Genomic DNA, 25,813 nt, shown 5'->3' with positions numbered 1-25,813 from the left:
AGTCAATTAATTGCGCAAAAGAAAGTGGGGATGGGTTTTGACAGCATGTTGTTCAGAGGAAGGCGAGATTTTATATCAGCTCCAATCACTGCACAAAGTGATCGGCACGAAATTTGAAGCGTGCACCGGAATCAGCCAATCCCGCCTTGAGCTTCTCGCCGTGCTTTTTTACGTCGACGAGATCAGCCAAAGCGATCTTCAGAAAAAGGTGAATATTGATGGCGCAGCCGTGACAAGACACTTGAAACAGCTTGAAGCCAAAGAAATGGTCACAAGAAGGCGGAAGCCCGAGGACAACCGAATTATACTTGTCCGGCTTACTGATCAGGGGCGGGAGAGAATTGAGGCTTCCAAAAAGGAGAAGGAGCGTTTCATAAAGGAAATGCTTGCCGGTGTCAGCGAGGAAGAACGCAGTATGTTAAAAAACGTATTGTCGCAGATGCAGAATAATATAGAAAATATGAAAGCATAGGAGTGTATTACACATGAAAACAGAACTGAAAACAAACGATTTTATGGACATTATGAAAGGCCGCCGTTCCATTCGGAATTACGATCCGGCTGTTAAAATCAGCAAAGAAGAAATGACTCAAATCCTGGAAGAAGCAACGACAGCACCGTCTTCAGTTAACGCGCAGCCGTGGCGTTTTCTCGTCATTGACAGCCCTGAAGGAAAAGAAAAACTCGCGCCGCTTGCCAGCTTTAACCAAACACAAGTCAGCACATCATCTGCGGTGATCGCGGTTTTCGCAGATATGAACAATGATGACTATTTAGAAGAAATTTATTCGAAAGCGGTCGAACTGGGCTACATGCCGCAGGAAGTAAAAGACAGACAAATCGCTGCGTTGACGGCGCACTTTGAAAAACTTCCGGAGCAAGTGAACCGTGAAACGATTCTGATTGACGGAGGACTCGTTTCCATGCAGCTGATGCTTACGGCACGCGCGCACGGCTATGACACAAATCCGATCGGCGGCTACGATAAAGAAAAGATCGCCGAGGTTTTCGGAATGGATAAAGAGCGTTATGTACCGGTCATGCTGTTATCAATCGGAAAAGCGGCAGACGAAGGATATGCTTCCTACCGTCTTCCTATCGAAACAATCGCACAATGGAAATAAGTTTGAGGTGAAGCTGAGAGGAGAGGGACAGTGGACATAATTGCGGCTGTTTTCGTCGGAATTGTAGCTTTAGAACATATATTTATCATGATACTTGAAATGTTTTTTATCAATTCGAAGGCAGCTAAGCGGTCCTTCAAATTGCCGAAGCATTTAGAAGGTGACCGGAATGTAGCGGTCATGTTTGCAAATCAAGGTCTGTATAATGGATTTCTGGCTGCCGGCCTCATTTGGGGGCTGATCCTCGGAGCTGATCCGATGGGCCATATGATTCAAATGTTTTTCGTCATCTGTGTGGTCATCGCGGCCATTTTCGGAGGCTTTACTTCAAACAAATCAATTATCGTAAAACAAGGACTTCCGGCTGTTTTAGCGCTTATTTTTCTTTTAGCGGCGTAGCAGACGGAGTGAGGGCTTCCGGAATGGGAGCCCTCTTTTTTTATTCTGTGTTGAAAATCATTCCTGATATGTATCACTATAGATCGGATGACGTATGGATTGGCATCAGATTCATTATTTTCAGACAGTGGCGCAATTTTGCAGTCGCTTGGAATGAGTATGGTTCCGGATGTGATCAGCTCGTTTCAACACATATATCTTCATGTCAATTTTCAGTTGATCCAAACGTCAAATCAGCTGCCGCTCCGACTCCATGTCAATCTGTTTTTTAAAAAAAGCTGATCGGCAAATATGGTATGATTTACATAATCAGGGAGTGAGGTTGCTGAGGATGAATATGAAGAGAGCGTATTATGCTATTTTATACAGCCAGACCGCTATCAACTTGGGGTTCTCACTTTATACGATGGCTGTCATCTTGTTTTTGTTTACAAAAACCGGTTCGACGGCGATGGCCTCTCTTATGACGTTCGTCAGCATTGTATGTCGCGTATTGGGCAGCGCCGTTTTGCCGCTGGTCACCGGCCGGTTCACGCTTCGGTCTTTGTTAATCAGTTCTCAATTGATACAGATCACACTGTTAGTCTGTTTGTTTTTTGTCATCCAAACCGGTTCATCCGCATTCTTTTTTCTGCTGTTTTGTCTGATCGGAGGCATTTCTTTTTGCAACGGATGGTTTGCTCCGATAAAAAGCGCGCTGATTGGGGAAATCATTCCTCCTGATCGAAGGGCGAAAGCGAACGGTTTATTATCTGCGGCGGATCAAACCGTTCAGTTTGCGGGGTGGTCTCTCGGCGGCGTCATCATAGCGTTCTTGGGAGAGAGCGATACAATGATCGTCACTGTCATGTTATTGGTTTCTTCGCTTTTGGGCATCATTCTGTTTCTTCAAGTACGCATGTGTGCGCCGGCAGCAGTCAGGGAACGTTCCCTTTTTGCAGATGCGGCAAGCGGCTGGGTGTATTTATTTCAGCAAAAACAGCTCAGGGTTCTCATTGTGATGGATGTGATCGAATCGTGGGCAGGCATGATATGGATCGGGTCTGTGTCCTTAACTTATGTGCATGACGTCCTTCATAAAGGAGAGGCTTGGTGGGGGTATGTCAACGGAGTCTATTATGCAGGGACGATGATCGGCGGACTGATCATCTATAAGTTATCCGGTAAGTTTCAGCATCATCTCATTCCGCTTATGCTGACGGGAGCGTTGGCATATGGAATGTTCACGTTTATTTACGGGTTGATCACAAGCGCCGTTACGGCCCTTTTTCTGGTGCTGTGTATGGGGCCGGCTTGTGTATTACGAGATCTCACGCAGGAAACATTACTTCAAAACATCACGACCGAAAAGACACGGGTCAATATATTAGCGGCGAGATCAGCTTTAGTTCAGTTCATTTTTATGTTTTCCATTATCGGAACGGGGGTTATCTCGGATGTATTCGGCGTGCGGTTTATTTATATTGGCGCAGGCCTCCTCTTATTAATTTCGGCTTTTATCGGATTTTCTCAGCTGCGAATGAAGAAGATGGTACAAAGCCGCATGTAGTGTAGTATAATTAGGAACGTATGTTCTATATCGAGAGAGGAGAGGGTAATGTGGGACATCTGGCACTGCAATTGTATGATTATCATCTTTGGGCAAATCAGCAAATATTCACCCGGCTTAAAGAGCTTCCGGAGGATGTGTATCGTAAGGAGATTCAAAGTGTCTTTCCGTCGATAGCCGGTGTATTGACTCATGTGTATCTGTCGGATAAGGGGTGGTTTGATGTGTTCTCCGGAGAGCGTCTGGAGGATACGCTGAAATCAGCTGAACAGCAAAAAGAGGACATCTTGTCTAAAGAGATAGAAGAGCTGGAAGAAATGTTCTCGGAATTATCAGACCGGTATCAATTATTTTTGCAAAAGGAAGAAAATATCAGTCTCCCCCTTGAAATAGAGCATCCGTCAGGTGACATCATGAAAACCGCAGCGGCCGATATGATCCTCCATGTTGTGAACCACGGAACGTATCATCGCGGGAATATAACAGCCATGCTCAGACAGATGGGGTATGCTTCTGTGCCGACGGATTACGGTATTTATTTATATATAAACAAAAAGTAAACAAGACAGCCAACGCGGCTGTCTTGTGATATCAGTAAAAAAGCCAAATCATATGAGTGATTTGGCTTTTTCGTTTGCTATGCCATGTTCTGCAGCCGTTCTAAACTGTTTTTCCAATTCGCTTCAAGCGCTGTAAAAGCAGCGGCGGCATCTTGCTGTTCTAATGCGTGAATGATATCAGAATGTTCATTATATGATCTGTTTAAAGCGCCGTTTTCACTGAAATAGCGGATTTCCATTCTCTGAATTTTGACTTTCAGGCTTACTAGCAATTTGTGAAGTTCGGCGTTGTCCGCAAGCAGAATGATGCGATGGTGAAATGCATTGTCCGCTTCCAGGATGGCCAGTTTATCGCCGTCTTTCATCATTTGAAGAAGATTTTCATTCAGCTGTTTCAATTCCTGAATCACGGCATCGTCCACATGCGGGAGAGCTTGCTGCAATGCGAGTTTTTCAAGCGTCCAGACGATGGAATACAAGTTTTCCGCTTCTTTTAACTCAATCGGAGCGACAAGCGTCCATCTGTTCGCTTTTGTTATCACCAAGCCGTCATCTTCCAGCCGCAATAAGGCTTCCCGTATCGGGGTGCGGCTGATTCCCAATGTTTCCGACAAATCCTTGTCCTTTAACTTTGTTTCCGGTTTGAGCTTGCCCGTTATGATCCAGTTTCTGAGTGTGCGATACACTTCGTCCCGCATGATGGTTCTTTTCAGCACAGGTTCTTTGTTTTGATTATCCAATGGAACACCTCATGAATCGTAGTATACATATTTGCATTTTACCACAGTCCGGGCGCTGGTTAGAAATGAAGAGGGACGTCTAAGAATGAATCGAACCGAGATGCTTCATCTCAATATGCTGAAAGTCAGCGGAGCCGCCTTCAGAAAAGAGCGTGATTCCCTGATCTTCGTGTTTTGGGAACACTTCATTTGTCAAAACGGTTTTTCCGTCGTCTGCAAATACTTCAATACTTGTTTTGTCTACGAGAATTTTCAGATGGACGCGCCCTTTGTTTCCGTCAAATGGGGCTTTGCTTTCGGCGTATGCGCCGGTTTTATCAGGCTGGCCTGTAAACGATCTGTTCACATAGGCGTAGCCGCCTTCTGCTGAAATACCGACATCAATATGCCGACTTTGGTCTGCCGATTCTCTGAGTCTGACGCCTGCATTTTTGATATCTGACCAAGCGATATCCATATCAAGCTGATATGTATCACCTTTGATCGGCAGTGTCTCTGAACCGTTCACCTGTTTGTGTTCTATGCTGTCAGTTGAAGAGGTTAATTGGTTCAATGCTTCAACCGGCTCTGACACAAGGCTGTATGTTCCGCCGTCTTGCTGCTGAAGGCGGATTTCACGGACGATAGAATCCGTGCCGTTAAAGCCGTTTTTTAGTGTCGGTGTTTCATTCGGATAATCCCAATTGTTCATCCATGCCAGTGCATAGCGTTTTGTCAGCGGATCTTCGCTATTACCGTCCTCAAATGTGACGCCGCCGTACCAGTCAAAGCCGTAATCGAGCCATTGCGGTTCTTCTTGATCGGCGGTAAATTCCTTCCCGTCAAAGTTTCCGGTCCAATACGCGTACGTATTCGGTTTGCCTGCGGGTTTGCCGTTTGCGCTTACGCCTAGAACCCACTTGGCTGTTCCGTCATCTCCACGCATCATATAAAGGTCGGGGCATTCGACGAGACCGATCTGCTGAGTGATAAAACCGCCCGTGTATGTCCAATTTTTCAAATCGGGTGATTCATAAAAACCGATTTTTTCGCCTTCGGCCATGGCCATCACCCATTTGTCATCCTGTTCATCCCAGATCACTTTCGGGTCCCGGAAATCCTTAGTTCCCGGGTTTTTCATCACGGGCTGATCACTATAGGAAGTAAACGTTTTTCCTTTATCCGTGCTGTACCATAAATATTGTTCCTGGGCTTTTGTTTTGGCTGTCGGCTGCGTTGTGACGGCGACCAGCGCGTTTTTGCCGAAGCCCGCCGTGTTGTGCTTGTCAATGACGACAGAACCGGACCATATATCGCCGTTTTCGTTGGTGTATTTCGGAATAGCCGTGCCTTCGTCCGTCCAGTGCACCAAGTCCTCTGATACGGCGTGCCGCCATTCTGTGCCGTTGCCGTTCGGGTAATCCCGATTATAAAGATAGTAGTAATGATATTTCCCCTCGAAAAAAATGGGCTTTTGAGGGTCGTTTTTCCATTTGTCCGGGGTCGTAAAATGATACGCCGCCCGGTAATTCTTCTTATGCTCCGTGTTTGTGTCAGAGGAATTGTGGGTTTTGTTCGGCAGTAAGCCGACAAACAGGAACGCACCCAAAAAGATCAATATTACAATGGGCCATTTTCGTACCATGATTGAATTCACCATCTTGTTGAGAAATAAAAGAAAATGCCAATGAAGTATCGGCATTTTCTTTTTGTTGTTATTAGTTGTTAACCGTAAGCTGTCCTTGTTCAAGGATGCTGTTTTTGACAACGGATGTTTTCTTGTTTTTGATGTTCAATAAGAAGCTTGGCGCAAATGTTGCCTTTTTATCCTCAAAGAAGCCTCTGTTTGTCATGTAGCTTGTGATCACGACATTGTTGCCTTTGGCTTGCGGCACTGCGAAGTGAGAGTAAGTGAACGTCACATCGTTAGGATCAAGACCCATTTGCAGTACAAGACCAGTTTTGTTCAGCGGCTTGTAAGGACCTGTTAAAGAGTTTGATACATAACCAAGCATGTAAATATCGTTTGAGTTAATACCGTCGATCGTCATTTTTGAACCGCGTGAATCAGTGAACAGGTACCATTTGCCGTTCATTTTGAAAACATTCGCGCGCTCGATTTCGTCAGTTACCGTGTTTGAAGTGATCAGCGGCTTCATGACTTTTTTCAATGTGTAGTCATCGTTTAATTCTACGATACCGAGGGCGCCGTTCGCTAATTCAGCATCGCGTTTTTTAGCACTTTGCTGAAGCTTCTGACTTTCTTTACGGAAGAAGTTTGTGCTGCCGCCGTAGTACGCTTTGTTAAATAAAGATTCTTCGCCTTGGTATCCGTTATCTGTTCCCGTGTTGGCTTCGAATACAAGGTATTTATGGCCTTTATCTTCAACGTAGTGAGGGTCTCTCAGCGTGTGGTTGTCGCCGGATGTATAGTTCCCTTCATCGATAAACTGCTGAACGTTCTGGTATGTTTTTCCGTCGCCGTCAAAAATCGTTTTATGATCTTCCACTCCGTTGATCTTGAGCGTGTCATCAGATTTTGACACATTTACCTGCGCCGTTGTCAGGCTTTGTTTACCGTAATGTGTACCGGAAAAGTCAGTGTAGAATAAACGGATTTTTCCGTCAGATGTAAAGGTTGCAGAACCGGACCATTCTTGTGTCTGTTCTTTCAGGATTTCATCGTTGGCGTCGAACTTATCGCTGTCTTTAAAGACACGGCCCGCGTTTTTCCAGCTGTCGATCGAGTTGTCGCCGACTTTTTGATAAAACATGTAGATGGATGTGTCATCAGCGTCTTTCGGGCTTCCCGCTAAAGCAAACACGACGTGATAGCCGTTGTATTCAGCTACTGTTCCGTCAGCGTTTTGGAGCGGCCAGCTGTCCCACACATCCAGTCCTTTCGCGGACTCGATATTTTTAATTGTTGATTGGTCGAATTGAGGCACTTGGTATTTTTCACTTTGCTGCTGTTTAGGGATCTGCAGCATATCATGGCGTGTGATATGAGAGACGCCGTACGTTTCTTTGTAAGGTTTTTGGGTATTTTCTTTCGCGAAGGCTTGAGTCGCTCCCCCTGCCAGAAGTGCAGTCGTAAAAGTTAGAACTGTGGCTTGTTTTGCAAATTTTTTGATGTTCATGTTCATGTCTCCTTTTGTATGTACCTTTTTTTGCGATCTGCCGATTCGATCCTCCTGCATCCATGGATGGCAGGTTTGTTACAGAAAAAAGACCTAAAATATGTAAGGGGTGACGCCAAAGAATACACTTTGCCCTTAACACATTTTAGGTCTTGCCTGCTTTATCAGTAACAATCCTGCATGATTTACTTGTCGACATCATTCTATTAGAGTCTGATTCTATTGACAACTGGTCTATTTTCCTCTTTTGGATGATAGTAAAATGAAAAAAGACCTTTTAATTTATGGGTAATTGAGACTAAGGTGTGCTCCGAGCCTAGGAAAAAACCTCTCTAAAAAAGAGAGGCTATTTTTTCTTGATAGATAATAAAGCGATGGTGGCTAAAATCAGCAAAGTACCCAGCCATTCTGATATTCCGAAGGGAACATGCAGCCAGATAACAGCTAAAAAAGCTGCCGACAGCGGCTCCGCACAGGCGAGCAGGCTGGTTTCAGAGGCACTCAGATATTTCAGGCTTTCCAAGTAGCAATAAAAAGCGATGAGCGTTCCGAAAATGATGATAAACACAATCGCGGCATATGCCGGCAAGGACCACTCGCCTTCAAATTTCCAGGGCGGGCGGATCAAGCTGAGGGCGGCTCCGCCGATCAGCATGCCCCATCCGACAATAATGGCCGATCCCCATTTCTTCAGCAGACGATGCGGCTGAAGGGTGTAAAACGCCAGTGCAAACGCCGAACTGATGCCCCAAAAGACAGCCAGACCGGATATGGACAGGCTTCCGACATTCCCGTGCGTGACCAAAATGAATGTGCCGGCAACCGCCAATAAGACGGCGAGAAGCTCTTTTGCTGAAGGCATTCTCTTTGCGCGAATCGCTAAAAAGCATGTAATGATCGCTGGCCCTAAATACTGAAGAACGGTAGCAGCGGCCGCGTTTCCGTACTCAATTGCCGCGAAGTAGGTGTATTGAACGCCTAACATTCCAAAAACCCCGAATAAAAGAAGGGGAATTCTGTCCCGTCTGTCTTTCCAAACAGCCCATATCCGTCCTTTTTCTTTGCGGTACGCGATGCCGAGCAGAAGCGCCCCTGACACCAGAAGGCGCACTGAAGTCAGCCATTCTGTATTAAAATGGCGGTGCTGGAACAGATACTGGGCAACCGTTCCCGAGCCCCCCCATAAGATAGCTCCTGTCAGCACAAGCCAAATGCCTGTTGTTCGTGAATAAGAAAGAGCAGCGTGTTTTTCCAGGATAGACCCCCCCGATTCTGATGTTGTGATATTGACTTACAATAATTAGGAAAACGAACGCCTTTCATGTGATATATTATATATTGTATATCAAATCCCGTCAAAATGATTTTCGGAGAAAGCGCTTACGAAACGGCCGTCTGATGAATGAGCAATAAAAAAACACCCCGGCGGGTTTCCGGGGTGTTTTGGTTATTCTGCAATCGCGTCTGTTAAAACAGGGACGACTTGTTTCTTTCTGGATACGACGCCTTTTAAAAGAGCCGTGTTGTTTTCTAAAGTCACGTTGAATGCTTTTTCCACTTTTGACGCTTGATCACCGATGGCAAGCGCAAGGGAATCGTTTTCCAGAATATCCGTAATCACGAGAAGGAACAGGTCAAGGTTCTTCTCAGCAATTACTTTTGAAAGGGCCGCTTCTAATTCCGGCTGCCGCTTTTTCACATCTTCAATATCAACTGTGTTGACTTGGGCGATTTCGACTTTTTTGCTGCCGAGCGTGAACTCTTTCGCATCAAGAGAAATCAGTTCTTCCACCGTTTTTTTGCTTAAGTCGGCGCCCGCTTTCAGCATGTTTAAGCCGTACTCTTCCGCATCTACGCCGGCAATTTCAGCAAGCTCTTTTGCCGCTGCGATATCTTGCTCCGTGCAAGTCGGAGATTTAAATAACAGAGAGTCGGAAATGATTGCTGACAGCATGAGGCCCGCAATTTCTTTCTCGATTTTCACGTTATTTTCTTTGTACATTTTGTTTAAAATTGTAGCCGTACAGCCGACCGGCTCAGCACGGTAGTAAAGGGGTTCCGCTGTTTCGAAGTTGGCGATACGGTGGTGGTCGATAACTTCAAGAACCTGAACGTCTTCGATATCCTTGATGCTTTGCTGGCGTTCATTGTGGTCAACAAGGATGACGCCGTTTACTTCGTTTGCGGCTGTTTCCACCAAACGCGGGCTTTCCTGCTTGAAATAATCAAGCGCGTATTGTGTTTCGCCGTTGACTTGTCCGAGGCGGACGGGCTCAGCATTGAAGCCGAGTTTATTTTTTAGATCAGCGTAGGCAATGGCAGAGCAAATGGTATCTGTGTCTGGGTTTTGATGTCCGAAAATAAGAATTTTTTCCATAATAACTCCTTGTCCTTTTTTGTAGTGTAAACAATCTTTTTATAGTTTAACACGTCTTGAGGAGGGTGTAATCTTCAAAACCTTAAAAATTGATGTGAAAAAGAAGCATTTTTGTTGAGAGTTGGGGAGGGTTGCGAGTAAAATACTGGGTAAGTCAGATGCTAATCAGCATATAGTATCAAAAAAGGTACTATGGAGGATGAAAAATGAACATATATCCGAATAAAGAAGGTTGTCCGGTTGAACTGACGCTTTCCGTTATCGGCGGAAAGTGGAAGGGTATTTTGTTTTATCATATGATCGGCGGAAAAAAGCGGTTTAATGAGTTTCGGCGCATTTGTCCCAGCATTACGCAGCGTATGCTGACGCTTCAGCTTCGCGAGCTCGAGGCGGACGGCATCGTGCATCGCGAGGTATATCAGCAGGTGCCTCCAAAGGTGGAGTATTCACTCACCGAATTCGGCAGGTCGCTGGAACCGATCGTTTTGCAAATGAAGAAATGGGGAGATGCCAACCGGGAGTTTCTCGAGGCATACCGCGAAAAAACGTCTCCTCAAGATCAATCCGCTCAAAAATAAGAAGCAGCAAAGGATTAAATTCCTTGCTGCTTTTTTTTTATTTCATCGCGATGGCCTTTCTGGCGTTGCGCACGTCATTCTTCAGCAATTCGCTCAGGTTGTAAGCCGGATATTGACCGCGTTCTTCCATATACTCAAAGACCATTTGGTGCCACTTGATGGCTGCGTTTAAGTGCTTGACGAAGACATGTCTTAATTGAGGTGTGGCCGTCTCTGTAATGGCTCCGGCGTAATTGCGGACAGACGTTTTGGCCATGATCAGCAGGCCGCCGCTGTAAAAGGAAGAATCAGCGCGCTCTTCTGTTTCATCCTCACGAAAAGCGGGAGCTTCAGGGAAGAAAGGAAGCAGTTCACGCAGATTTTGTTCGAGCGAATGGATGGAAAATCTGTAAAGCTGTTTTAATCTGGCATCGCTTACGTCCCGCTCTGTTCTTTTTAATTTCACAAGTCCGTTTGCCTGGAAAGCTACTAACTCATGCAGTTCTAACGTTTCATGCCATGCTAATGTTCTCCGCTCAGTCATGGTGTAAGAATCTCCTTTATCCTTCATTTTCACTTTCAGCATATGCCCCGGTCCCGATGTTGTTCCTGATGTTTTGAAGTTTCCAGAAAGGGAAACTCAATGTAAAGGAAATACGAAATAGAGGTGAAACTATATGTGGGACATGATAAAGAACTTCTTCCTTTTCAGCAGCGGGGTTTTGCAGGCGACCACTCTCTTACTTATCGTTATCGTCTTGTTATATGTACGAAAAACCAAAAAGAAAAACAGAGATACTTCTGGTTTCATGGATGATCAGGATCACTGATACAACGGGCATTCTTTCACTGGGATGTCCGTTTGTCTGTTTTCATGTTTCACATGGAACATTGCGGCTGTCCGCGCTCATTTTACTTGCGATTTCGACTTATGTTAAAATATATACGTGTATTTTGGAGAGTTTATGGAAAATTCAGGTCTTGAAAGAGACATTGCGGCGTCAAAAGAGCAGTCGTCTAAGCTGCTCTTTTCTATTCGTATGTTCGAATGATACAAGGTTTGAGGTGAGTAAGTGAAAAATACAAGGGCTCTATTAGAAGGCGCCATTTTGATCAGTATTTTTGCAATCATTTCCCTTTTGGTCGTGTACCTCCCTTTACTGGGGGCAATTCTTCTCTTTGCTTTGCCGTTGCCGATCATTCTTTACACCATTCGGCACGGTCTGAAGCCCGGGGTATGGATGGGGCTTGCCAGCCTTCCTGTCAGCTTTATTGTAGGTTCGTTTACCGGGCTTACAGGCGCTTTTACGGCAGCCTGTACGGGAATCGCCATGGGATATTATTTTAAAAAGAAACAGCCCGGCTATGCGGTTGCTGCCGGCGCTATGGCGTATGTGCTGTGCGGCGTCGTTTTTTTTGTGATCAGTATCGTGTTTCTTAATATGAATGTGGTTGATACCGCCATGTCCCAGCTTCGGGAGTCGCTGTCTTTAGCAGAAACCATGTCAAAACAGCTCGGTTACGGAGACCAGTTCGGGAAGCAGATCAAGCTGATGGAAAGTCAGCTGAGCACGGTTCAATATCTTTTTCCGACAGTGCTCGTATTGACCGGCATCGTTTTTTCTTTCCTCAGTTATGCTATGGCAAGGCCGCTTTTACGGCGATTTTCCCCTGATCTTCCGAAGATGAAGCCTTTTAGAGAGCTCAAACTCCCGCAAAGCGTTGTCATTCTGTATTTTATTGTGACAGTATTAGGGTTTCTGCCTTTAGAAAAAGGGCATATGCTGTATTCGGTTTCATTGAATGGAGGATTTATTCTCAGCTTGCTGATTTGTATTCAAGGATTAGCGTTTATTTTTTTCTATTGCCATGAGATGGAGATGCCGAAAGCCGTGCCTGTATCAGCGATTGTGCTGGGTGTGCTTTTTCCGCTCATCATGTCCGTGTATCTCCTCTTAGGCATCATTGACATAGGCTTTAACATAAGAAATAAGGTGACGCGAAATTGAGTGTGACTTACAGGTGGGGAGTTGATAGAAATGCCTAGTTTTTATGAAAAACCGTTGTTTCGGTATCCCATCTATGCATTGATTGCATTGTCAATCATCATAATCCTCATCAGCATTTACTTTAACTGGCTGATAGGAGCCATCGGCGTTGTGCTGCTCGCCGTGATCTTGTTTTTCATTAAGCGTGCGGATTCTCTGATCAGAAAAGAAATTGACGATTATATTTCCACGTTATCGTATAGATTGAAAAAAGTAGGCGAAGAGGCATTAATGGAAATGCCTATCGGGATTATGCTGTTTAATGATCAATATTACATTGAGTGGGCGAATCCGTTTTTGTCTTCCTGTTTTAATGAAAGCACGCTCGTCGGACGCTCGCTGTATGACACATGCGAGGCCGTCGTGCCGCTGATCAAGCAGGAGGTCGATTCGGAAACGATCACCTTGAATGAGCGGAAGTTTAAAGTAGTGATTAAAAGAGATGAGCGCCTGCTTTATTTCTTTGATGTGACAGAACAGATTCAGATTGAAAAGCAGTACGAAAATGAGAGAACCGTGCTGGCATATATCTTCTTAGATAACTATGATGACGTCACACAGGGGCTGGACGACCAAACGAGAAGCACGATGAACAGCCAGGTTACCTCATTATTAAATGCGTGGGCGCAGGAGTACGGCATTTTCCTGAAACGGACGTCCTCGGAGCGGTTTATCGCGGTGTTAAATGAACACATTTTAACGGAGCTTGAAAACGCGAAATTTTCGATTTTGGATGAAATCCGAGAAAAAACATCCGTTCACACTGTATCTTTGACCCTCAGCATCGGGATCGGCGCATCGGTTTCTTCCTTGAAGGAGCTTGGAGATCTGGCGCAGTCCAGCCTCGATTTGGCTCTCGGCCGCGGAGGCGACCAAGTGGCGATCAAAATGCCGAACGGCAAGGTGAAATTTTACGGCGGCAAAACAAATCCGATGGAGAAGCGCACAAGGGTGCGCGCCCGGGTGATTTCTCACGCGCTCAAGGAGATTGTCTCAGAAAGCAGCAATGTCATTATCATGGGGCACAAATTTCCTGATATGGACGCGGTCGGAGCCGCAATCGGAATATTGAAGGTGGCGCAGGCCAACGGCAAAGAAGGCTACATCGTCATTGATCCGAACCAGATCGGATCAAGCGTTCAGCGCCTGATTGAAGAAATTAAAAAATATGAAGAGCTGTGGTCGCGGTTCATCACGCCGGAAGAGGCGATGGAAATTTCAAATGATGACACGCTGCTTGTCGTCGTTGATACACATAAACCGTCCCTTGTGATGGAAGAGCGTCTCGTGAACAAAATCGAGCACATCGTTGTGATTGACCACCACCGCAGAGGCGAGGAATTTATTAAAGACCCGCTGCTCGTTTATATGGAGCCATACGCTTCATCCACCGCAGAACTCGTGACGGAGCTGCTTGAATATCAGCCGAAGCGGCTCAAAATCAATATGATTGAAGCGACGGCCCTGTTAGCTGGTATAATAGTGGATACGAAGAGCTTTTCCCTTCGCACGGGCTCGCGGACGTTCGACGCCGCTTCTTATTTGAGAGCGAAAGGCGCAGATACGGTTCTGGTGCAGAAAGTTCTCAAAGAATCCGTCGGTTCTTATATCAAGCGGGCGAAACTGATCCAGCATACGTCTCTTTATAAAGAACATATCGCGATTGCTTCTCTTCCTGAGAACGAAGAGGAGTACTTTGACCAGGTGCTGATTGCGCAGGCGGCTGATTCCCTCTTATCGATGAGTGAAGTGGAAGCTTCATTTGCGGTAGCCAGACGGGATGAGCATACGGTGTGCATCAGTGCGAGATCGCTGGGCGAGGTCAATGTGCAGATTATTATGGAGGCGCTGGATGGCGGAGGGCATTTAACCAATGCGGCAACCCAGTTATCGGGCATTTCTGTCTCAGAAGCGCTCGTCCGGCTGAAGGAAGCCATTGATGAATATTTTGAGGGAGGCGTTCAGAGATGAAGGTTATTTTCTTACAAGATGTAAAAGGTAAAGGAAAAAAAGGCGAAATGAAAAACGTAGCAGACGGTTATGCACATAACTTTCTCATTAAAAAAGGCCTCGCTGTCGAAGCAAATGCGACAAACATCAGCGCATTGAAAGGACAGAAAGAAAAAGAGAAAAAAGAAGCGATTGCCGAGCTTGAAAGAGCGAAAGATTTGAAAGAAACGCTTGAACAGCTGACTGTTGAGCTGAGTGCCAAATCCGGTGAAGGCGGCCGTCTATTCGGATCTGTCACAAGTAAACAGATTGCAGAAGCGCTGCAAAAAACGCATAAGATTAAAGTGGATAAACGGAAACTGGAGCTCCAAGACGGTATCCGCACACTGGGATATACAAACGTTCCTGTAAAGCTGCACCCTGAAGTTCAGGCTGTGCTAAAGGTTCACGTAAAAGAAGAAGCGTAATACACAATGAAAAACCCGCCGATCCGGCGGGTTTTTTTCATGTCAGCAGACGTCGCAGCGCAAGAAAATGATGAGATTGTTTCATTTCCGATCGTTACGGATTGAATATTATATTACATCATGACGAAGGATGTGTCGGTATGAAACGATTTTTTTCTGAAACATATTTTAATTATCCGGAGAATAAAAAAGCGCTGAAACACTATCCGCTGATCGGAGACGGAAAAGATGGGGAGGTCTATCGCTTAACACACAACAAATGCGTAAAATATTTTTTTAAAAAAGAGACATGTAAGAAGGAATTGGAAGCTTTAGAGCTCGGATATGGTTCACCGGTGATCCCGAAACTGTATGAATACGGAGATCATTATATTGTGATGGAATACGTCAAAGGCACCTCCCTTGCGCGCCATATCAAAAAAGAAAAATCCCTGTCCGTCAAACTGACAGCTGATATTTTAAACATGCTGGATGAATTAAAAGATATCGGTTTTGCCAGATGGGATGCCGAAATCAGGCATATTCTGATCAACGAACAAGGTGAACTTAAAGTGATCGACCATAAAAGAGCCTTTTCGACCGTTACCCGAGTTCCCGTAAAACTATTAAAAGGACTGGACAAATACGGCTTGGCGGATGAGTTTTTGAACACCATAAAAAAATTAAATCCGTCACGCTACCGGGAATGGCGAAGGGAATTGTAAGTTTCTGAAAATCCGCATATGTAAGTTTCCTTTTTTTAGGGTCGTCATATGATATTTGTAACATTTGTTTGGTGGAGTGTGGAAAAAATGGGAGAATATATTATGGTTATCGGCGCTCATCCCGACGATGAACTATTGGGATCAGCGGGCACCATAAAACGGCTGATCAATGAAGGATATAAAGTGATTTCCATTATTACAGCATTAGGAAGAAAAGAAGAAGCTCATCATATTAAACAATTGGGCGAACGCGCGAATCAAGAGCTAGGAATTGAGAAAGTCATCTTTTTGGAGCATACGAATTTAGAGCTGGAATGTATCCCTCTTCATAAGCTTGTCAAAGAATTAGAACAGCTCATTCGCGTCTATCAGCCTGAAAAAATCTTTACACATCATTACGGCGATGTCAATATGGACCACCAGAGAACGTTCCAAGCAGTTTTAACAGCCGCCAGACCGCTTCCGAATCAAAAGCCTATCGAACTGCTTACGTTTGAAACGCTATCTTCAAGCGAGTGGGAGAGGAATACGGCTGATAAACTCTTCAAGCCTAATTACTTCGTTAATATCACAGACACAATGGATGCCAAACTCGCGGCGCTTCACCACTATGACGTAGAAATGAGGGATTACCCTCATCCCCGTTCATATGAAGGCGTTACACATTTAGGAAGAGTCAGAGGGATGACGGCGGGTGTGGAATACGCTGAAGCTTTTGAAGTCGTGCGGAGGATCTGGAAATGATCAAGACATTTTCCGTCCCGTATCCGTATATGATTCAGACGCTTGACCGCTATTACGGGGTCAAAGCGCACCCGCAAAAAAAGACGGCAGTAAAGACTCAGATGAAACATGCACATCATATTCCGCGATTATACGGAAAAAAACAGAAGTTATCCATTTTGATTGCCACGTTTTGGGACTACCCGCACACGGGCGGTTTATCAAACTATATTAAAACGCTTAGTGAAGGACTGAAAAAAAGAGGTCATAAGGTGGATGTCATATCCCCCAATCAGTTTCCTTCCGCACAGGTAAAAGAATTGCGGGCGGATGTTGTTCCGAAATTAAAAGATTTCTTTAGTGACAGATACGGGGATTACAGTGATCATATTTTGAAGAATAATCGGCTGATGTTTATATACGAGCAAATGCTTCAAAAGATTCATTTGGAAAAATATGATGTGTTTCATGCTCAAGATTTATTTACAGCCAACATATTAGGCAGGTTCAATCAAATCTATAAGAAACCTTTATTTTTCACACCGCATGGCATGTTTACTTTCAACAGACTTAAATTTCACATCTTTAAAAAAGGATCGGTAGAAGAGTTTTATTATAAAAAACTAGAGATGAAAGCCATTGAATACGCAGATCGCCTGATTATTATCAGCGATACGTTCCGCAGCCCGCTCATGAAGCTCGGAGCCGAACAGGAAGACATGGCAACGGTGATCACAGGAATCGATTACGATGCAAAAACAGGCGGGAAAAGAAAAACCCCGATACCGAAAAATAAGATCATCATCGCGTGTATTGCAAGATTAGGCCCGAGAAAAGGTCACAAATATTTACTGGACGCACTTTCAAGAATTCCGTCTGATCTACTTGAACATGTTGAAGTGCTGATCGCGGGCGACGGAGAGATGAGGAGCGCCTTAGAGGAACAGGCTCGAAAACTGAATCTATCTATGGTCTCCTTTTTAGGAAAAAGAGATGATGTTCCCGCTATTTTGAATATGACGGATATATTCGTATTGCCGACCATTAATGATAGTCTGCCTATTTCGATTATTGAAGCGATGTTCAGCGGCTCGGCTATCATCGCGACCGATTGCGGGGGTATTCCGGATCTGATCCGCCATAACAAAACGGGACTTATTGTCGAACCGGGAAATGCAAAGGTTCTTGCCCGGGCTTTAGCGTTTTTTATCTCTAACAAATCTGCGCGGGAGAAGGCTGCTTCAAACGCAAAGGCCTACGCGGAGAAATATTTAAGCAGTGAGACGATGATAAAAAATATCGAATCGATTTATCAAAATACCAACAGCTCGGAGGGAGATCATGAAACATGAACATGCAGCCGTTGTACTTGATTTCAGTGCAAACGGGATTGGGATCATTCGCAGTCTTGCCCGAAGAGGAATCGATGTTTACGCGTTTGACACGGAGGGACCTTATCGTATCGGAAAATCAAGATTGGCAGATTGCGGGATATGTCCCAGCCCTTTAACAGAAGAGGAAGAACTGCTGACATTTCTGACTGATTTCGGGAAGCGATTCCAAGCAAAGCCGGTTCTGTACGCAGGATCTGATGATTATGCGGGATTTATATCTAAATTCCGCGAGACATTAGCCGGTTTTTTTTTATTTTTGCTCCCGAGCCACTCTCTGTTAGAAACGGTCTTAGATAAAAGCAAAGCATATGAATTAGCGGTCAAGCATCACATCCCCTGCCCGAAAACCTTTTTTCCGAACAACCAGGATGAGCTGGAAGAAGCCATCGCCAATATTGACTTCCCGTGTATTTTAAAACCGGTGGCCGGCCATGAATACAGAAAAAAAGTAAACAAAAAAGCAATTGTAATGAAGGATGCCGCACAATTGCGCAAGGAGTTCAGCTCCTACAGAGAAAATGGAGAACTGCTCGTGCAGGAGATCATCCCCGGAGACAACCAGTGTTTTTATAAAGTCGCCACTTTTTATGATGACCAAATGAAATTAATGGGCCTATTCTCTCTGCAAAAGAACCATCAATTCCCTGCTGATTTTGGCGCGGGGGCCCACGTCGTCAGCAAACGGCTTCCTGATTTAATCGAGAAAACCCTGCCGTTTTTTGAAGCGATTCAGCTGAAGGGAGTAGGCATGGCGGAATTTAAAAAGGATCCCCGGGACAATGTTTACAAGTTTATCGAAATTAATCCGCGCTTTTGGCTCAGCCATAGCCTGACAGAACCGGCAGGCGTTCATTTCGTTTACATGTACTATCTGTATTTGACCGGGCAGCATGTGAAGCCCCAGCTCGAACAAAAAGACGGAATCAACTGGATTTATGAGGTGCGTTATTTCTTAACGTTTTTGAAGAAACGAAAAAGAGGAGAAATGACGTTCCGGGATTTTTGGAAAGGGTGTAAAGGAAAAAAAGAGTACGCTCTTTTTGCTTGGAATGACCCGATGCCATTTATCAGAAACACTTGGTCTCATCTCAAAAACAGCTGGAAACGGAAGCGGAAGGAAGATCGGCATGTATGAAAAGGAGATTTTGTATGGCGCATTTCAAAAACTGAGAATTGACGAAAAACTGTCGTATTCGTTCGGTGAAAGGGCTGCGGTGAATCCGGATGACATCACATGCCTGAAATCGACGGACAGAAGCGCCATTTATAAACTGTTTGTAAAGAAAAAATCCGGCACTGTTCCGCTGATATTGAAGGTATATAAATCTTCCCGTGAAAAAAATAAGGTCGAGATTAATATATACGGGAAAGCCCGTTCTGTTTTAGGGGATTTGCTGCCGGATATCTATCTTATAGAAGAAAGTGACCATGAAACGTGGATATTTATGGAGTTTGTCAGCCAGATCAGGGGACAGCTTACATTTCACCCGAAGCATTTCAAGTATATTATTCCGTCTGTCGCAGAACTGCACAGCCGCACCTTTGAAAACAAGAATATTTCTGACGGTAAATGGCGGTCGTGGCTGCCGGTATACAAATCGGAAACCATGAGAAAAGGGCGTAAAAAGCAGATCAAAAAGACAGCGGAATTATTGGATAGAGCGCTTAAAGATGAGCGCACAAAAGATATCGTGAAGCCTCATTATCGGCAAATCACAAACTTGCTTGAGCAGGAGGAGCCGGATTTTTTCCCTGAATTGATACAAAACGGCTCAGCCATCACACACGGTGATCTTCATATGCAGAATATCTGCACCCACGATGCGTCCGGACATGAACCGTGGGATATTCAATTCATCGATTGGGAATCCGCAAAATACGCGCCGGTTTGGTTTGATATGACGGTGCTGGTTGAAATTCTGCTTGGTTTCAGAAAAGATTGGAGCCGGCACGCAGAAGATATTCGAACGTATTGCGTAAAAGTGTATACGAAAGAAATGAAAAAGCGGGGTATTCATTTTCAGACCCCTCCTATGACGCTTTATAAAATGGCTTATTTGCAGAGAACACTTGAGAAAGGGCTTCATACCCAATTGCGGAGAATCTTCGACAATCGGGGAGGAGAACTGCTGCCGTATCATGTTGACAAAGTGTCAAAATGGGGACGGGAATTAGGATTATAAGTTTGAGAGAGGGGGAGCGGATGTGAAAGAAGAGATCGGCAAGCCGAACGGTCTGGTGCCTCTTGCCTTATTGCGCGTCATGGATCAATTTTACGGGATCGAACATCAAAGTGAGCCAGAGATGCTGTATTCGTTCTGTGCGGAAGGAAAAAGCTCCCCCAAACGAAAAAAGCCATTGCGTATTCTGTACGCAACCTTTCTCCGTTACCCGAATGTCGGAGGGTTGGCGAGTTATATCACATCAATTAAGACGGGTTTTGAGCGCATCGGTCATCAGGCGGATGTCATCTCGCCGCTCCAAATGCCGCCATCTTTTTTTCAGGAAGATATCCCGCGGGCCGCTGACGAGATCAGAGCGTTTCTTGTTGGCAGATACGGCGCCGCAAACGAAAAGTTTGTGAAGAATCTCAGCTATTTATATGTCTTTCAAAGATTTTTGAAGGAGAAAGACTTAGAACAATATGACCTGTTTCACGCGCAGGATTTATTTGCGGTATTTTTGCTGGGATACCTTAATCAAACGTATCAGCGTCCTCTTTTTTTCACGCCGCACGGACATTTTACGAAAAGCCGGATGAAGTTTCATAAAATCCAAAAGGGTTCAATAGAAGAGGCATATTTCAGTGAAATAGAAAGGCAGGGTATTCGGGCTTCGGATAAAATCATTACAATCAGCGACTCCTTTCACGAGCCCTTGCTGGAGTACGGAGCGAAGGAGGCTCAGCTGACGACTGTTCATACCGGCATTGACATTCAGGATGCCCCTGAGTCAAAACGTGCTGAAAAGCTCGTGATTGCGTGCGTTTCCCGTCTGACCGAGCGAAAAGGACATGATGTGATGCTGGACGCTCTCGCCCGCATCCGGCACCATTTATCCGGAGTTGATATATGGATCATCGGAGACGGAAACATGAGAGGGTTTCTGGAGGAAAAGAAACGGAAACTGGGCCTCACAAATGTGTTTTTCTTCGGAAAACGACGTGATGTGCCGGCGCTTTTGGCTGAATCATCTATATTTGTCCTGCCGACATTGAATGATAATTTCCCTATAGCGATCATCGAAGCGATGTTCTCAGGTCAAGCCATTGTCGCAACTGACTGCGGAGGAATCCCTGAGATGATCCGGCATGAGGACACAGGGCTTATCTGTCAGCCCGGCAACAGCCGCGAACTTGCTGATGCTCTCGTAATGCTGATTACGGATCAGTCTCTCAGGGAACGGCTTGGAAAAGAAGCGCGCTCCTATGCCGGCCGGCATCTGCGTCAGGAACTGATGGTTTCGAAAATAGAAAGTATTTATCAATCATTTTTCTGAATGATACCGGCGCCGCATGGCAGGTGCTTCAAGAGCAAAATAAAGAGGCCGGTGTTTAACTATCCAGCCTCTTTCCGAACTATTTTTTCATCTCATACAGAGTCTGCTGACTTTGTCCGCCCGGGCCGCCTGTCATTCCTTGCCGGGCTGAGCTTGTTTTTCCGGTGCTGTATTGGTCAGCTGAGATTTTTGTGCCGTTCTTTTTAATCCATGAGACAAGCTTCGTGTTGCCTGAACTGTTTCCGGATAATAAGAAATACTTCACTTTTCCATCATCAACAAGTTTTTTCAGCTGTGAGACGGTTAAAATCGGATCGGTTCCGTTAAAGCCTCCGAGTGCCATGACTGATTCATTCGTATGGATGATATAAGGCGCCGCAGTCACCGTGGTGAGCGTTGCAAACAGATATTCCTCACCTGTCTGATGCTTTTTCAAATAAGACAGCAGGCCTGTATCCACTTCAGAGGTGAACATATTGCCGCCGTTTGAGCTTTTCAGCTGCGGGCCGGATTCGGGTATGACGCTGTTTCCGCCGTAAAGGATCGGCGTGGCTGACCAGTACAGCGGCGTGAGCATCAACACACACATGGTGATCACGGTCAGTTGTCTGCCGAACGGCTTGTATTTCATCACAATGAGGGCAATGACAGTGCCGAGCCCCAACAGTCCGAGGATGTACATCCAAGCGCTGCCGATCTGGTTTGTATACCCGCTTACGATGAAGGCCTGAAAACCGGCGGTGAGAAAGACACCCGCAGGCAGCAGCCAGCCCGTCCAGCCTTTATCATGCTTGTATAAATCATATAAGGCCCGCCAGCCGATTCCGGAAAGGGCTGCGATCGGAGGCGCCAGCATGATTAAGTAGTACGGATGGAAAAAGCTTGCGATGCTGAAGAAACCGGCGGCAGGCACAAGCCATACTGTCCAAAACATCGTTTCTTTCATTTCCTCCGCTTTTTCCCGGCGGTTTCTGTACCAGCTGATGACGGCGCCGAACAAACCGGTGAGCGCAAAAGGCAGCATCCAGCTGATTTGCCCCGATAATTCAGATTGGAAAAGCCTGAGCGCACCCGGGGTTCCGTTGCCGTACATGTTCATACTCATGCTTTTTCCGCCGCCGGGGCCTTGTGAGCCGCCGTTTTGTGCCGGAGGAGTTCCGCTTCCTTGCGGTAAGGCCGCGTTCTGTCCGGATGGCTGCCGGGGCATTTGAACCTGCCCGTTTTTTCCCTGAGGAGCGCTGCCGCCCATTGCCGGGCTGTTCGTTCCCGGAGGCTGCATGCCCATCCCTTCCTGCATCACGCTTTTTCCGCCGGTCATGCTGCCGTGAGAAAGGCCCGTCGTCTGCCCGAGCAGCCGTTCTGTCCCGTTATATCCGAATGCCAGCTCCAGCACGGAGTTTGTCTGGCTGCTGCCGACATAGGGGCGGCTTGATGCGGAAATGGAATCAACGGCTGCCGCCCATGAGACGGAGAGCGCCAGGAGAACGGCTGAAGAAGCGAGAAGTGAGATCAGTTTTTTCTTAATGGATGTGTGTGATGCAATGAGATAAAAAAGCAGAAAAGCCGGAAGCACGATGTAGGCCTGCATCATTTTCATATTAAAGGCAAGACCGACAAGTGCGAATGCGGATAAGAGCCAAATGATTTTGCCGCGTTTCACCGCGCGCATCAAACACCAGGAACCGAGAAGCAGTGTAAAGACGAGCATGCTGTCGAGATTATTCGTCCGGCTGACGGCCGCCGCAATCGGCGTCAGCGCCATGACAAAAGCGGCGATTCTGGCCGCGCCCGTGCCGAACGAAGGCTTTATCATGAAATACAGCAGCAGAACGGAACCGAGCCCCGCCAAAGCCTGAGGAAGAATCACGCTCCATGTATGTACGCCGAAGACCAAAGCGAAAATCGTTTGAATCCATAAAGCGACAGGCGGTTTGTCTACCGTGACAAAGCCGGACGGGTCAAAGGATGCGTAGAAGAAGTTGTGAAAGCTTTGCGTCATGCTTTTGACGGCAGCCAAATAATACTGGTTGGCGGCATCATCCTGCCAAATGCCGTACATATTCAAAGCCGCCGCTGCTGATAAAATACCGATAAGAACGATGTCCAGTCGTTTTGTTTTCAATGGTTTCACCTCTTTTGTGACCCCATTGTAAAAAATAAATATGAAAAAGTTATGAATAAACGATAACGATTCAAAGAATGTTTTACCAAAATTTTCTTCACGAAAAAAAGAGGCGGAAAGCCATCGCTTCCGCCTCCCGCACATATATATGAGAGAGCAGCCTTTATTTGTGATCGTTCTCTTTTTGGATTTCAGCTAATTTGGCAAGCAGAATGTGCTGAGGCATGTGCATGATTCTCTCAAGCGGCATATTCAGTGATTCTGCGAGTTTTTGCGCCGTTTCGGCGGAAATTTGCAGCGGTTTCATGTGATCACTCCTTCCGTTTCTTTATTGTACTAAAATCAGAAATCGATCGTAAGAGGATATGACAAAGGAATGGAGGTTTGAAAAGCGGGGCTTTATAACAGAATGGGGGAGGTTTTTTATGCAATCGCCATTGATGTTATTACAGCTGAAGCTGGCTGATTATCAGAAAAAAGCCGCAGAACTGCGGACAATTGATGAATTTATCATACTGAAACAGACATTGCAGGACATGATGAAAGTATTCGCCGCCTGTGAAGAATGGGAGCTGTATCAAAAAACGGCCGATCTCATGGCGCAGACGGTGCTGCACATCCGTTTCATCGAATAAGAAAAGCCCTCGCTCGGGCGAAGGCTTTTCTTAAAAGGACCGTTCTTCTTCAATGTTTTTTTGCTGATCATAAATGACAAGCTTAGACGGGCTGTTCTCTTTAGCCGTCTGCTCCGCTTTCTCGATCGCCGCGTCCTTCGATGTATAAAGAGCCGTCGGCGCCACATTTTCCACCTTCACAAACCATCCGTCCGCATCAACACTGGGTGTTACTGCATATGTTTTCATCCTTCTTACCTCCTGGTTTCGATTTATTTATCAGTTTCCCGGCATTCAGAATGGCGAAACACGCAGCCGCTGTTTAACAAATACAGGGAAAGCGATATTTTTCTATTCTTTTTCTTGAGAAATGGTAAAATGGAGTTTGGATATTTTTTAAGGAGAGGACGGTGCTTAGCATGACAGACCTTCTGAATGATCGGCTGCCGCCGCAAAACATAGAAGCTGAGCAGGCCGTGTTAGGTGCTGTTTTTTTACAGCCGTCTGCGTTAACACTGGCTTCTGAAGTGTTGATTCCGGATGATTTCTACAGAATGTCACATCAAAAAATTTACAATGCCATGCTCGTGCTCGGAGACCGCGGTGAACCGGTTGATTTGGTCACGGTAACGTCAGAGCTTGCGAATACCGATTTGTTAGAAGAGGTGGGAGGCGTCTCTTACCTGACGGACATCGCGAATTCCGTTCCGACAGCGGCTAATATAGAATATTATGCGAAAATCGTTGAGGAAAAATCCATTCTCCGCCGTTTAATCAGAACGGCGACCTCGATCGCTCAAGACGGGTATACGCGCGAGGATGAAGTTGAAGATTTATTAAGCGATGCGGAAAAAACGATTATGGAGGTCGCGCAGCGAAAAAATTCGGGCGCCTTCCAAAATATTAAAGACGTGCTTGTGCAAACATACGACAACATTGAGCAGCTTCACAACCGGAAAGGCGATATTACCGGGATTCCGACCGGTTTTATCGAGCTTGACCGGATGACAGCGGGGTTTCAGCGGAATGATTTGATTATTGTCGCGGCCCGTCCGTCTGTGGGGAAAACAGCGTTCGCCTTAAATATTGCGCAAAACGTGGCCACCAAAACGGATGAGAGCGTCGCGATATTCAGTCTTGAGATGGGTGCCGAGCAGCTTGTCATGCGTATGCTCTGCGCCGAAGGGAATATTAACGCCCAAAATCTCAGAACGGGAAATCTGACGGAAGAAGATTGGGGCAAGCTGACGATGGCGATGGGAAGCCTGTCAAACAGCGGTATCTTTATAGATGACACCCCCGGCATCCGCGTCAGCGAAATCCGTTCAAAATGCCGCCGGCTGAAGCAGGAAAACGGATTGGGCATGATTTTAATTGACTACTTGCAGCTCATTCAGGGAAGCGGCCGTTCAAGCGACAACCGCCAGCAAGAGGTATCGGAAATTTCACGGGCGCTAAAAGCGCTGGCACGGGAGCTTGAAGTCCCGGTCATCGCCCTGTCTCAGCTCTCCCGGGGTGTTGAGCAGCGGCAGGATAAACGTCCGATGATGTCAGATATCCGTGAGTCGGGAAGTATTGAGCAGGATGCCGACATCGTCGCCTTCCTGTATCGTGATGATTACTATGATAAAGAATCCGAAAACAAAAACATCATCGAAATCATTATCGCCAAACAGCGTAACGGCCCGGTGGGCACCGTCTCACTGGCTTTTGTGAAAGAATACAATAAGTTCGTAAACCTGGAACGGCGCTTTGATGACGGCGGTGTTCCGGCAGGTGCGTAAAGCCTCAAGCAATGTCTTGAGGCTTTTTTTCATCCGAAAGAATGAGAGAATGCCGTCCGTTCGGCAGACGAAATAAAGAAAGCG

Annotated in this window: 27 protein-coding genes; 18 read left to right on the top strand and 9 right to left on the bottom strand. The window is 45.9% G+C overall.

Annotated elements, in window-relative coordinates:
• Positions 1-10 precede the first annotated feature (10 nt).
• From U2H13_RS19960 to U2H13_RS19940, 5 genes are all read left to right on the top strand, one after another.
• Positions 11-472, top strand: coding sequence for a MarR family winged helix-turn-helix transcriptional regulator (locus U2H13_RS19960; protein WP_014722085.1), 462 nt, complete (start codon positions 11-13; stop codon positions 470-472).
• 13 nt (positions 473-485) lie between these two features.
• Positions 486-1,124 carry a nitroreductase family protein gene (locus tag U2H13_RS19955; RefSeq protein ID WP_014419365.1) on the top strand — a complete coding sequence of 213 codons (639 nt, stop codon included), beginning with the start codon at positions 486-488 and terminating at the stop codon, positions 1,122-1,124.
• Positions 1,125-1,154: 30 nt separating this feature from the next.
• A complete protein-coding gene (locus U2H13_RS19950) occupies positions 1,155-1,523 on the top strand; it encodes a DUF1304 domain-containing protein (RefSeq protein ID WP_021494608.1) in 369 nt (122 codons plus the stop codon).
• A 331-nt stretch (positions 1,524-1,854) separates the two neighbouring features.
• Positions 1,855-3,072, top strand: coding sequence for an MFS transporter (locus U2H13_RS19945; RefSeq protein WP_053285275.1), 1,218 nt, complete (start codon positions 1,855-1,857; stop codon positions 3,070-3,072).
• Between the two features lie 50 nt (positions 3,073-3,122).
• On the top strand, positions 3,123-3,632 hold the full coding sequence (locus tag U2H13_RS19940) for a DinB family protein (RefSeq protein WP_029973034.1): 510 nt from the start codon (positions 3,123-3,125) through the stop codon (positions 3,630-3,632).
• Between the two features lie 77 nt (positions 3,633-3,709).
• Here U2H13_RS19940 and U2H13_RS19935 read toward each other — a convergent pair whose 3' ends face one another.
• The 5 genes from U2H13_RS19935 to U2H13_RS19915 all read right to left on the bottom strand — a co-directional run bounded on the left by U2H13_RS19935 (position 3,710) and on the right by U2H13_RS19915 (position 9,868).
• A complete protein-coding gene (locus U2H13_RS19935; protein WP_072176773.1) occupies positions 3,710-4,372 on the bottom strand; it encodes a GntR family transcriptional regulator in 663 nt (220 codons plus the stop codon).
• A 79-nt stretch (positions 4,373-4,451) separates the two neighbouring features.
• Positions 4,452-5,996, bottom strand: coding sequence for a glycoside hydrolase family 32 protein (locus U2H13_RS19930; protein ID WP_022554045.1), 1,545 nt, complete (start codon positions 5,994-5,996; stop codon positions 4,452-4,454).
• Positions 5,997-6,069: 73 nt separating this feature from the next.
• Entirely contained in the window at positions 6,070-7,491 is a 1,422-nt protein-coding gene (locus U2H13_RS19925) for a glycoside hydrolase family 68 protein (RefSeq protein ID WP_014419358.1), read from the bottom strand.
• Between the two features lie 346 nt (positions 7,492-7,837).
• Positions 7,838-8,749 (bottom strand): EamA family transporter, encoded by a 912-nt coding sequence (locus tag U2H13_RS19920; protein ID WP_317452392.1) that lies wholly within the window; start codon positions 8,747-8,749, stop codon positions 7,838-7,840.
• A gap of 189 nt (positions 8,750-8,938) precedes the next feature.
• The gene (locus U2H13_RS19915) at positions 8,939-9,868 is read right to left on the bottom strand and encodes a manganese-dependent inorganic pyrophosphatase (protein ID WP_004393053.1); all 930 of its coding nucleotides are present in this window, start codon (positions 9,866-9,868) and stop codon (positions 8,939-8,941) included.
• 206 nt (positions 9,869-10,074) lie between these two features.
• On the opposite strand from U2H13_RS19915, the gene U2H13_RS19910 reads away from it, so the two are divergent.
• On the top strand, positions 10,075-10,446 hold the full coding sequence (locus U2H13_RS19910) for a helix-turn-helix domain-containing protein (protein ID WP_007615010.1): 372 nt from the start codon (positions 10,075-10,077) through the stop codon (positions 10,444-10,446).
• A gap of 37 nt (positions 10,447-10,483) precedes the next feature.
• Here U2H13_RS19910 and U2H13_RS19905 read toward each other — a convergent pair whose 3' ends face one another.
• Positions 10,484-10,969 (bottom strand): spore coat protein, encoded by a 486-nt coding sequence (locus U2H13_RS19905; protein ID WP_017418488.1) that lies wholly within the window; start codon positions 10,967-10,969, stop codon positions 10,484-10,486.
• Between the two features lie 133 nt (positions 10,970-11,102).
• Between U2H13_RS19905 and U2H13_RS19900 the strand changes: the two genes are divergently transcribed.
• The 10 genes from U2H13_RS19900 (at position 11,103) to U2H13_RS19855 (ending at position 21,209) form a co-directional block, all read left to right on the top strand.
• Positions 11,103-11,255 (top strand): hypothetical protein, encoded by a 153-nt coding sequence (locus U2H13_RS19900; RefSeq protein WP_004393059.1) that lies wholly within the window; start codon positions 11,103-11,105, stop codon positions 11,253-11,255.
• A 243-nt stretch (positions 11,256-11,498) separates the two neighbouring features.
• On the top strand, positions 11,499-12,434 hold the full coding sequence (locus tag U2H13_RS19895; protein ID WP_100262109.1) for a YybS family protein: 936 nt from the start codon (positions 11,499-11,501) through the stop codon (positions 12,432-12,434).
• A gap of 30 nt (positions 12,435-12,464) precedes the next feature.
• A complete protein-coding gene (locus U2H13_RS19890) occupies positions 12,465-14,444 on the top strand; it encodes a DHH family phosphoesterase (protein ID WP_007407911.1) in 1,980 nt (659 codons plus the stop codon).
• Positions 14,441-14,890: a 50S ribosomal protein L9 gene (gene rplI / locus U2H13_RS19885; RefSeq protein WP_004393063.1), complete on the top strand. Its 450-nt coding sequence runs from the start codon at positions 14,441-14,443 to the stop codon at positions 14,888-14,890. Before U2H13_RS19890 ends, rplI begins: the two co-directional genes overlap by 4 nt.
• Before the next feature lie 140 nt (positions 14,891-15,030).
• The gene (locus U2H13_RS19880; protein WP_094296160.1) at positions 15,031-15,594 is read left to right on the top strand and encodes a kinase; all 564 of its coding nucleotides are present in this window, start codon (positions 15,031-15,033) and stop codon (positions 15,592-15,594) included.
• Between the two features lie 87 nt (positions 15,595-15,681).
• The gene (locus U2H13_RS19875; RefSeq protein ID WP_017418490.1) at positions 15,682-16,338 is read left to right on the top strand and encodes a PIG-L deacetylase family protein; all 657 of its coding nucleotides are present in this window, start codon (positions 15,682-15,684) and stop codon (positions 16,336-16,338) included.
• Complete coding sequence (locus U2H13_RS19870; RefSeq protein ID WP_121984304.1) at positions 16,335-17,669, top strand: glycosyltransferase family 4 protein; 1,335 nt, start codon at positions 16,335-16,337, stop codon at positions 17,667-17,669. Before U2H13_RS19875 ends, U2H13_RS19870 begins: the two co-directional genes overlap by 4 nt.
• Positions 17,659-18,846 carry a carbamoyl-phosphate synthase gene (locus tag U2H13_RS19865; RefSeq protein ID WP_021494623.1) on the top strand — a complete coding sequence of 396 codons (1,188 nt, stop codon included), beginning with the start codon at positions 17,659-17,661 and terminating at the stop codon, positions 18,844-18,846. Before U2H13_RS19870 ends, U2H13_RS19865 begins: the two co-directional genes overlap by 11 nt.
• Positions 18,839-19,894, top strand: a complete 1,056-nt coding sequence (locus U2H13_RS19860) for a phosphotransferase (RefSeq protein WP_103526414.1) — start codon at positions 18,839-18,841, stop codon at positions 19,892-19,894. The genes U2H13_RS19865 and U2H13_RS19860 overlap by 8 nt, the downstream gene beginning before the upstream one ends.
• Before the next feature lie 22 nt (positions 19,895-19,916).
• The gene (locus tag U2H13_RS19855) at positions 19,917-21,209 is read left to right on the top strand and encodes a glycosyltransferase family 4 protein (RefSeq protein ID WP_021494625.1); all 1,293 of its coding nucleotides are present in this window, start codon (positions 19,917-19,919) and stop codon (positions 21,207-21,209) included.
• Positions 21,210-21,288: 79 nt separating this feature from the next.
• Here U2H13_RS19855 and U2H13_RS19850 read toward each other — a convergent pair whose 3' ends face one another.
• Both U2H13_RS19850 and U2H13_RS19845 read right to left on the bottom strand, forming a co-directional pair.
• Positions 21,289-23,331 (bottom strand): glycosyltransferase family 39 protein, encoded by a 2,043-nt coding sequence (locus U2H13_RS19850; protein WP_103526416.1) that lies wholly within the window; start codon positions 23,329-23,331, stop codon positions 21,289-21,291.
• A 163-nt stretch (positions 23,332-23,494) separates the two neighbouring features.
• On the bottom strand, positions 23,495-23,638 hold the full coding sequence (locus U2H13_RS19845; protein WP_014306172.1) for a YycC family protein: 144 nt from the start codon (positions 23,636-23,638) through the stop codon (positions 23,495-23,497).
• A gap of 118 nt (positions 23,639-23,756) precedes the next feature.
• On the opposite strand from U2H13_RS19845, the gene U2H13_RS19840 reads away from it, so the two are divergent.
• The gene (locus U2H13_RS19840; protein ID WP_015418617.1) at positions 23,757-23,966 is read left to right on the top strand and encodes a hypothetical protein; all 210 of its coding nucleotides are present in this window, start codon (positions 23,757-23,759) and stop codon (positions 23,964-23,966) included.
• Between the two features lie 30 nt (positions 23,967-23,996).
• Here the strand turns inward: U2H13_RS19840 and U2H13_RS19835 are convergent, their stop codons facing one another.
• The gene (locus U2H13_RS19835; RefSeq protein WP_029973023.1) at positions 23,997-24,194 is read right to left on the bottom strand and encodes a DUF2188 domain-containing protein; all 198 of its coding nucleotides are present in this window, start codon (positions 24,192-24,194) and stop codon (positions 23,997-23,999) included.
• Positions 24,195-24,364: 170 nt separating this feature from the next.
• Between U2H13_RS19835 and dnaB the strand changes: the two genes are divergently transcribed.
• Entirely contained in the window at positions 24,365-25,729 is a 1,365-nt protein-coding gene (gene dnaB, locus U2H13_RS19830) for a replicative DNA helicase (RefSeq protein ID WP_004393100.1), read from the top strand.
• Positions 25,730-25,813: the final 84 nt, after the last annotated feature.

The organism is Bacillus sp. A1, from assembly GCF_042296235.1.
Lineage (GTDB): Bacteria > Bacillota > Bacilli > Bacillales > Bacillaceae > Bacillus > Bacillus velezensis.
The sequence above is the reverse complement of the archived record's forward strand: the minus strand, read 5'-3'. Positions and strand labels throughout refer to the sequence as shown.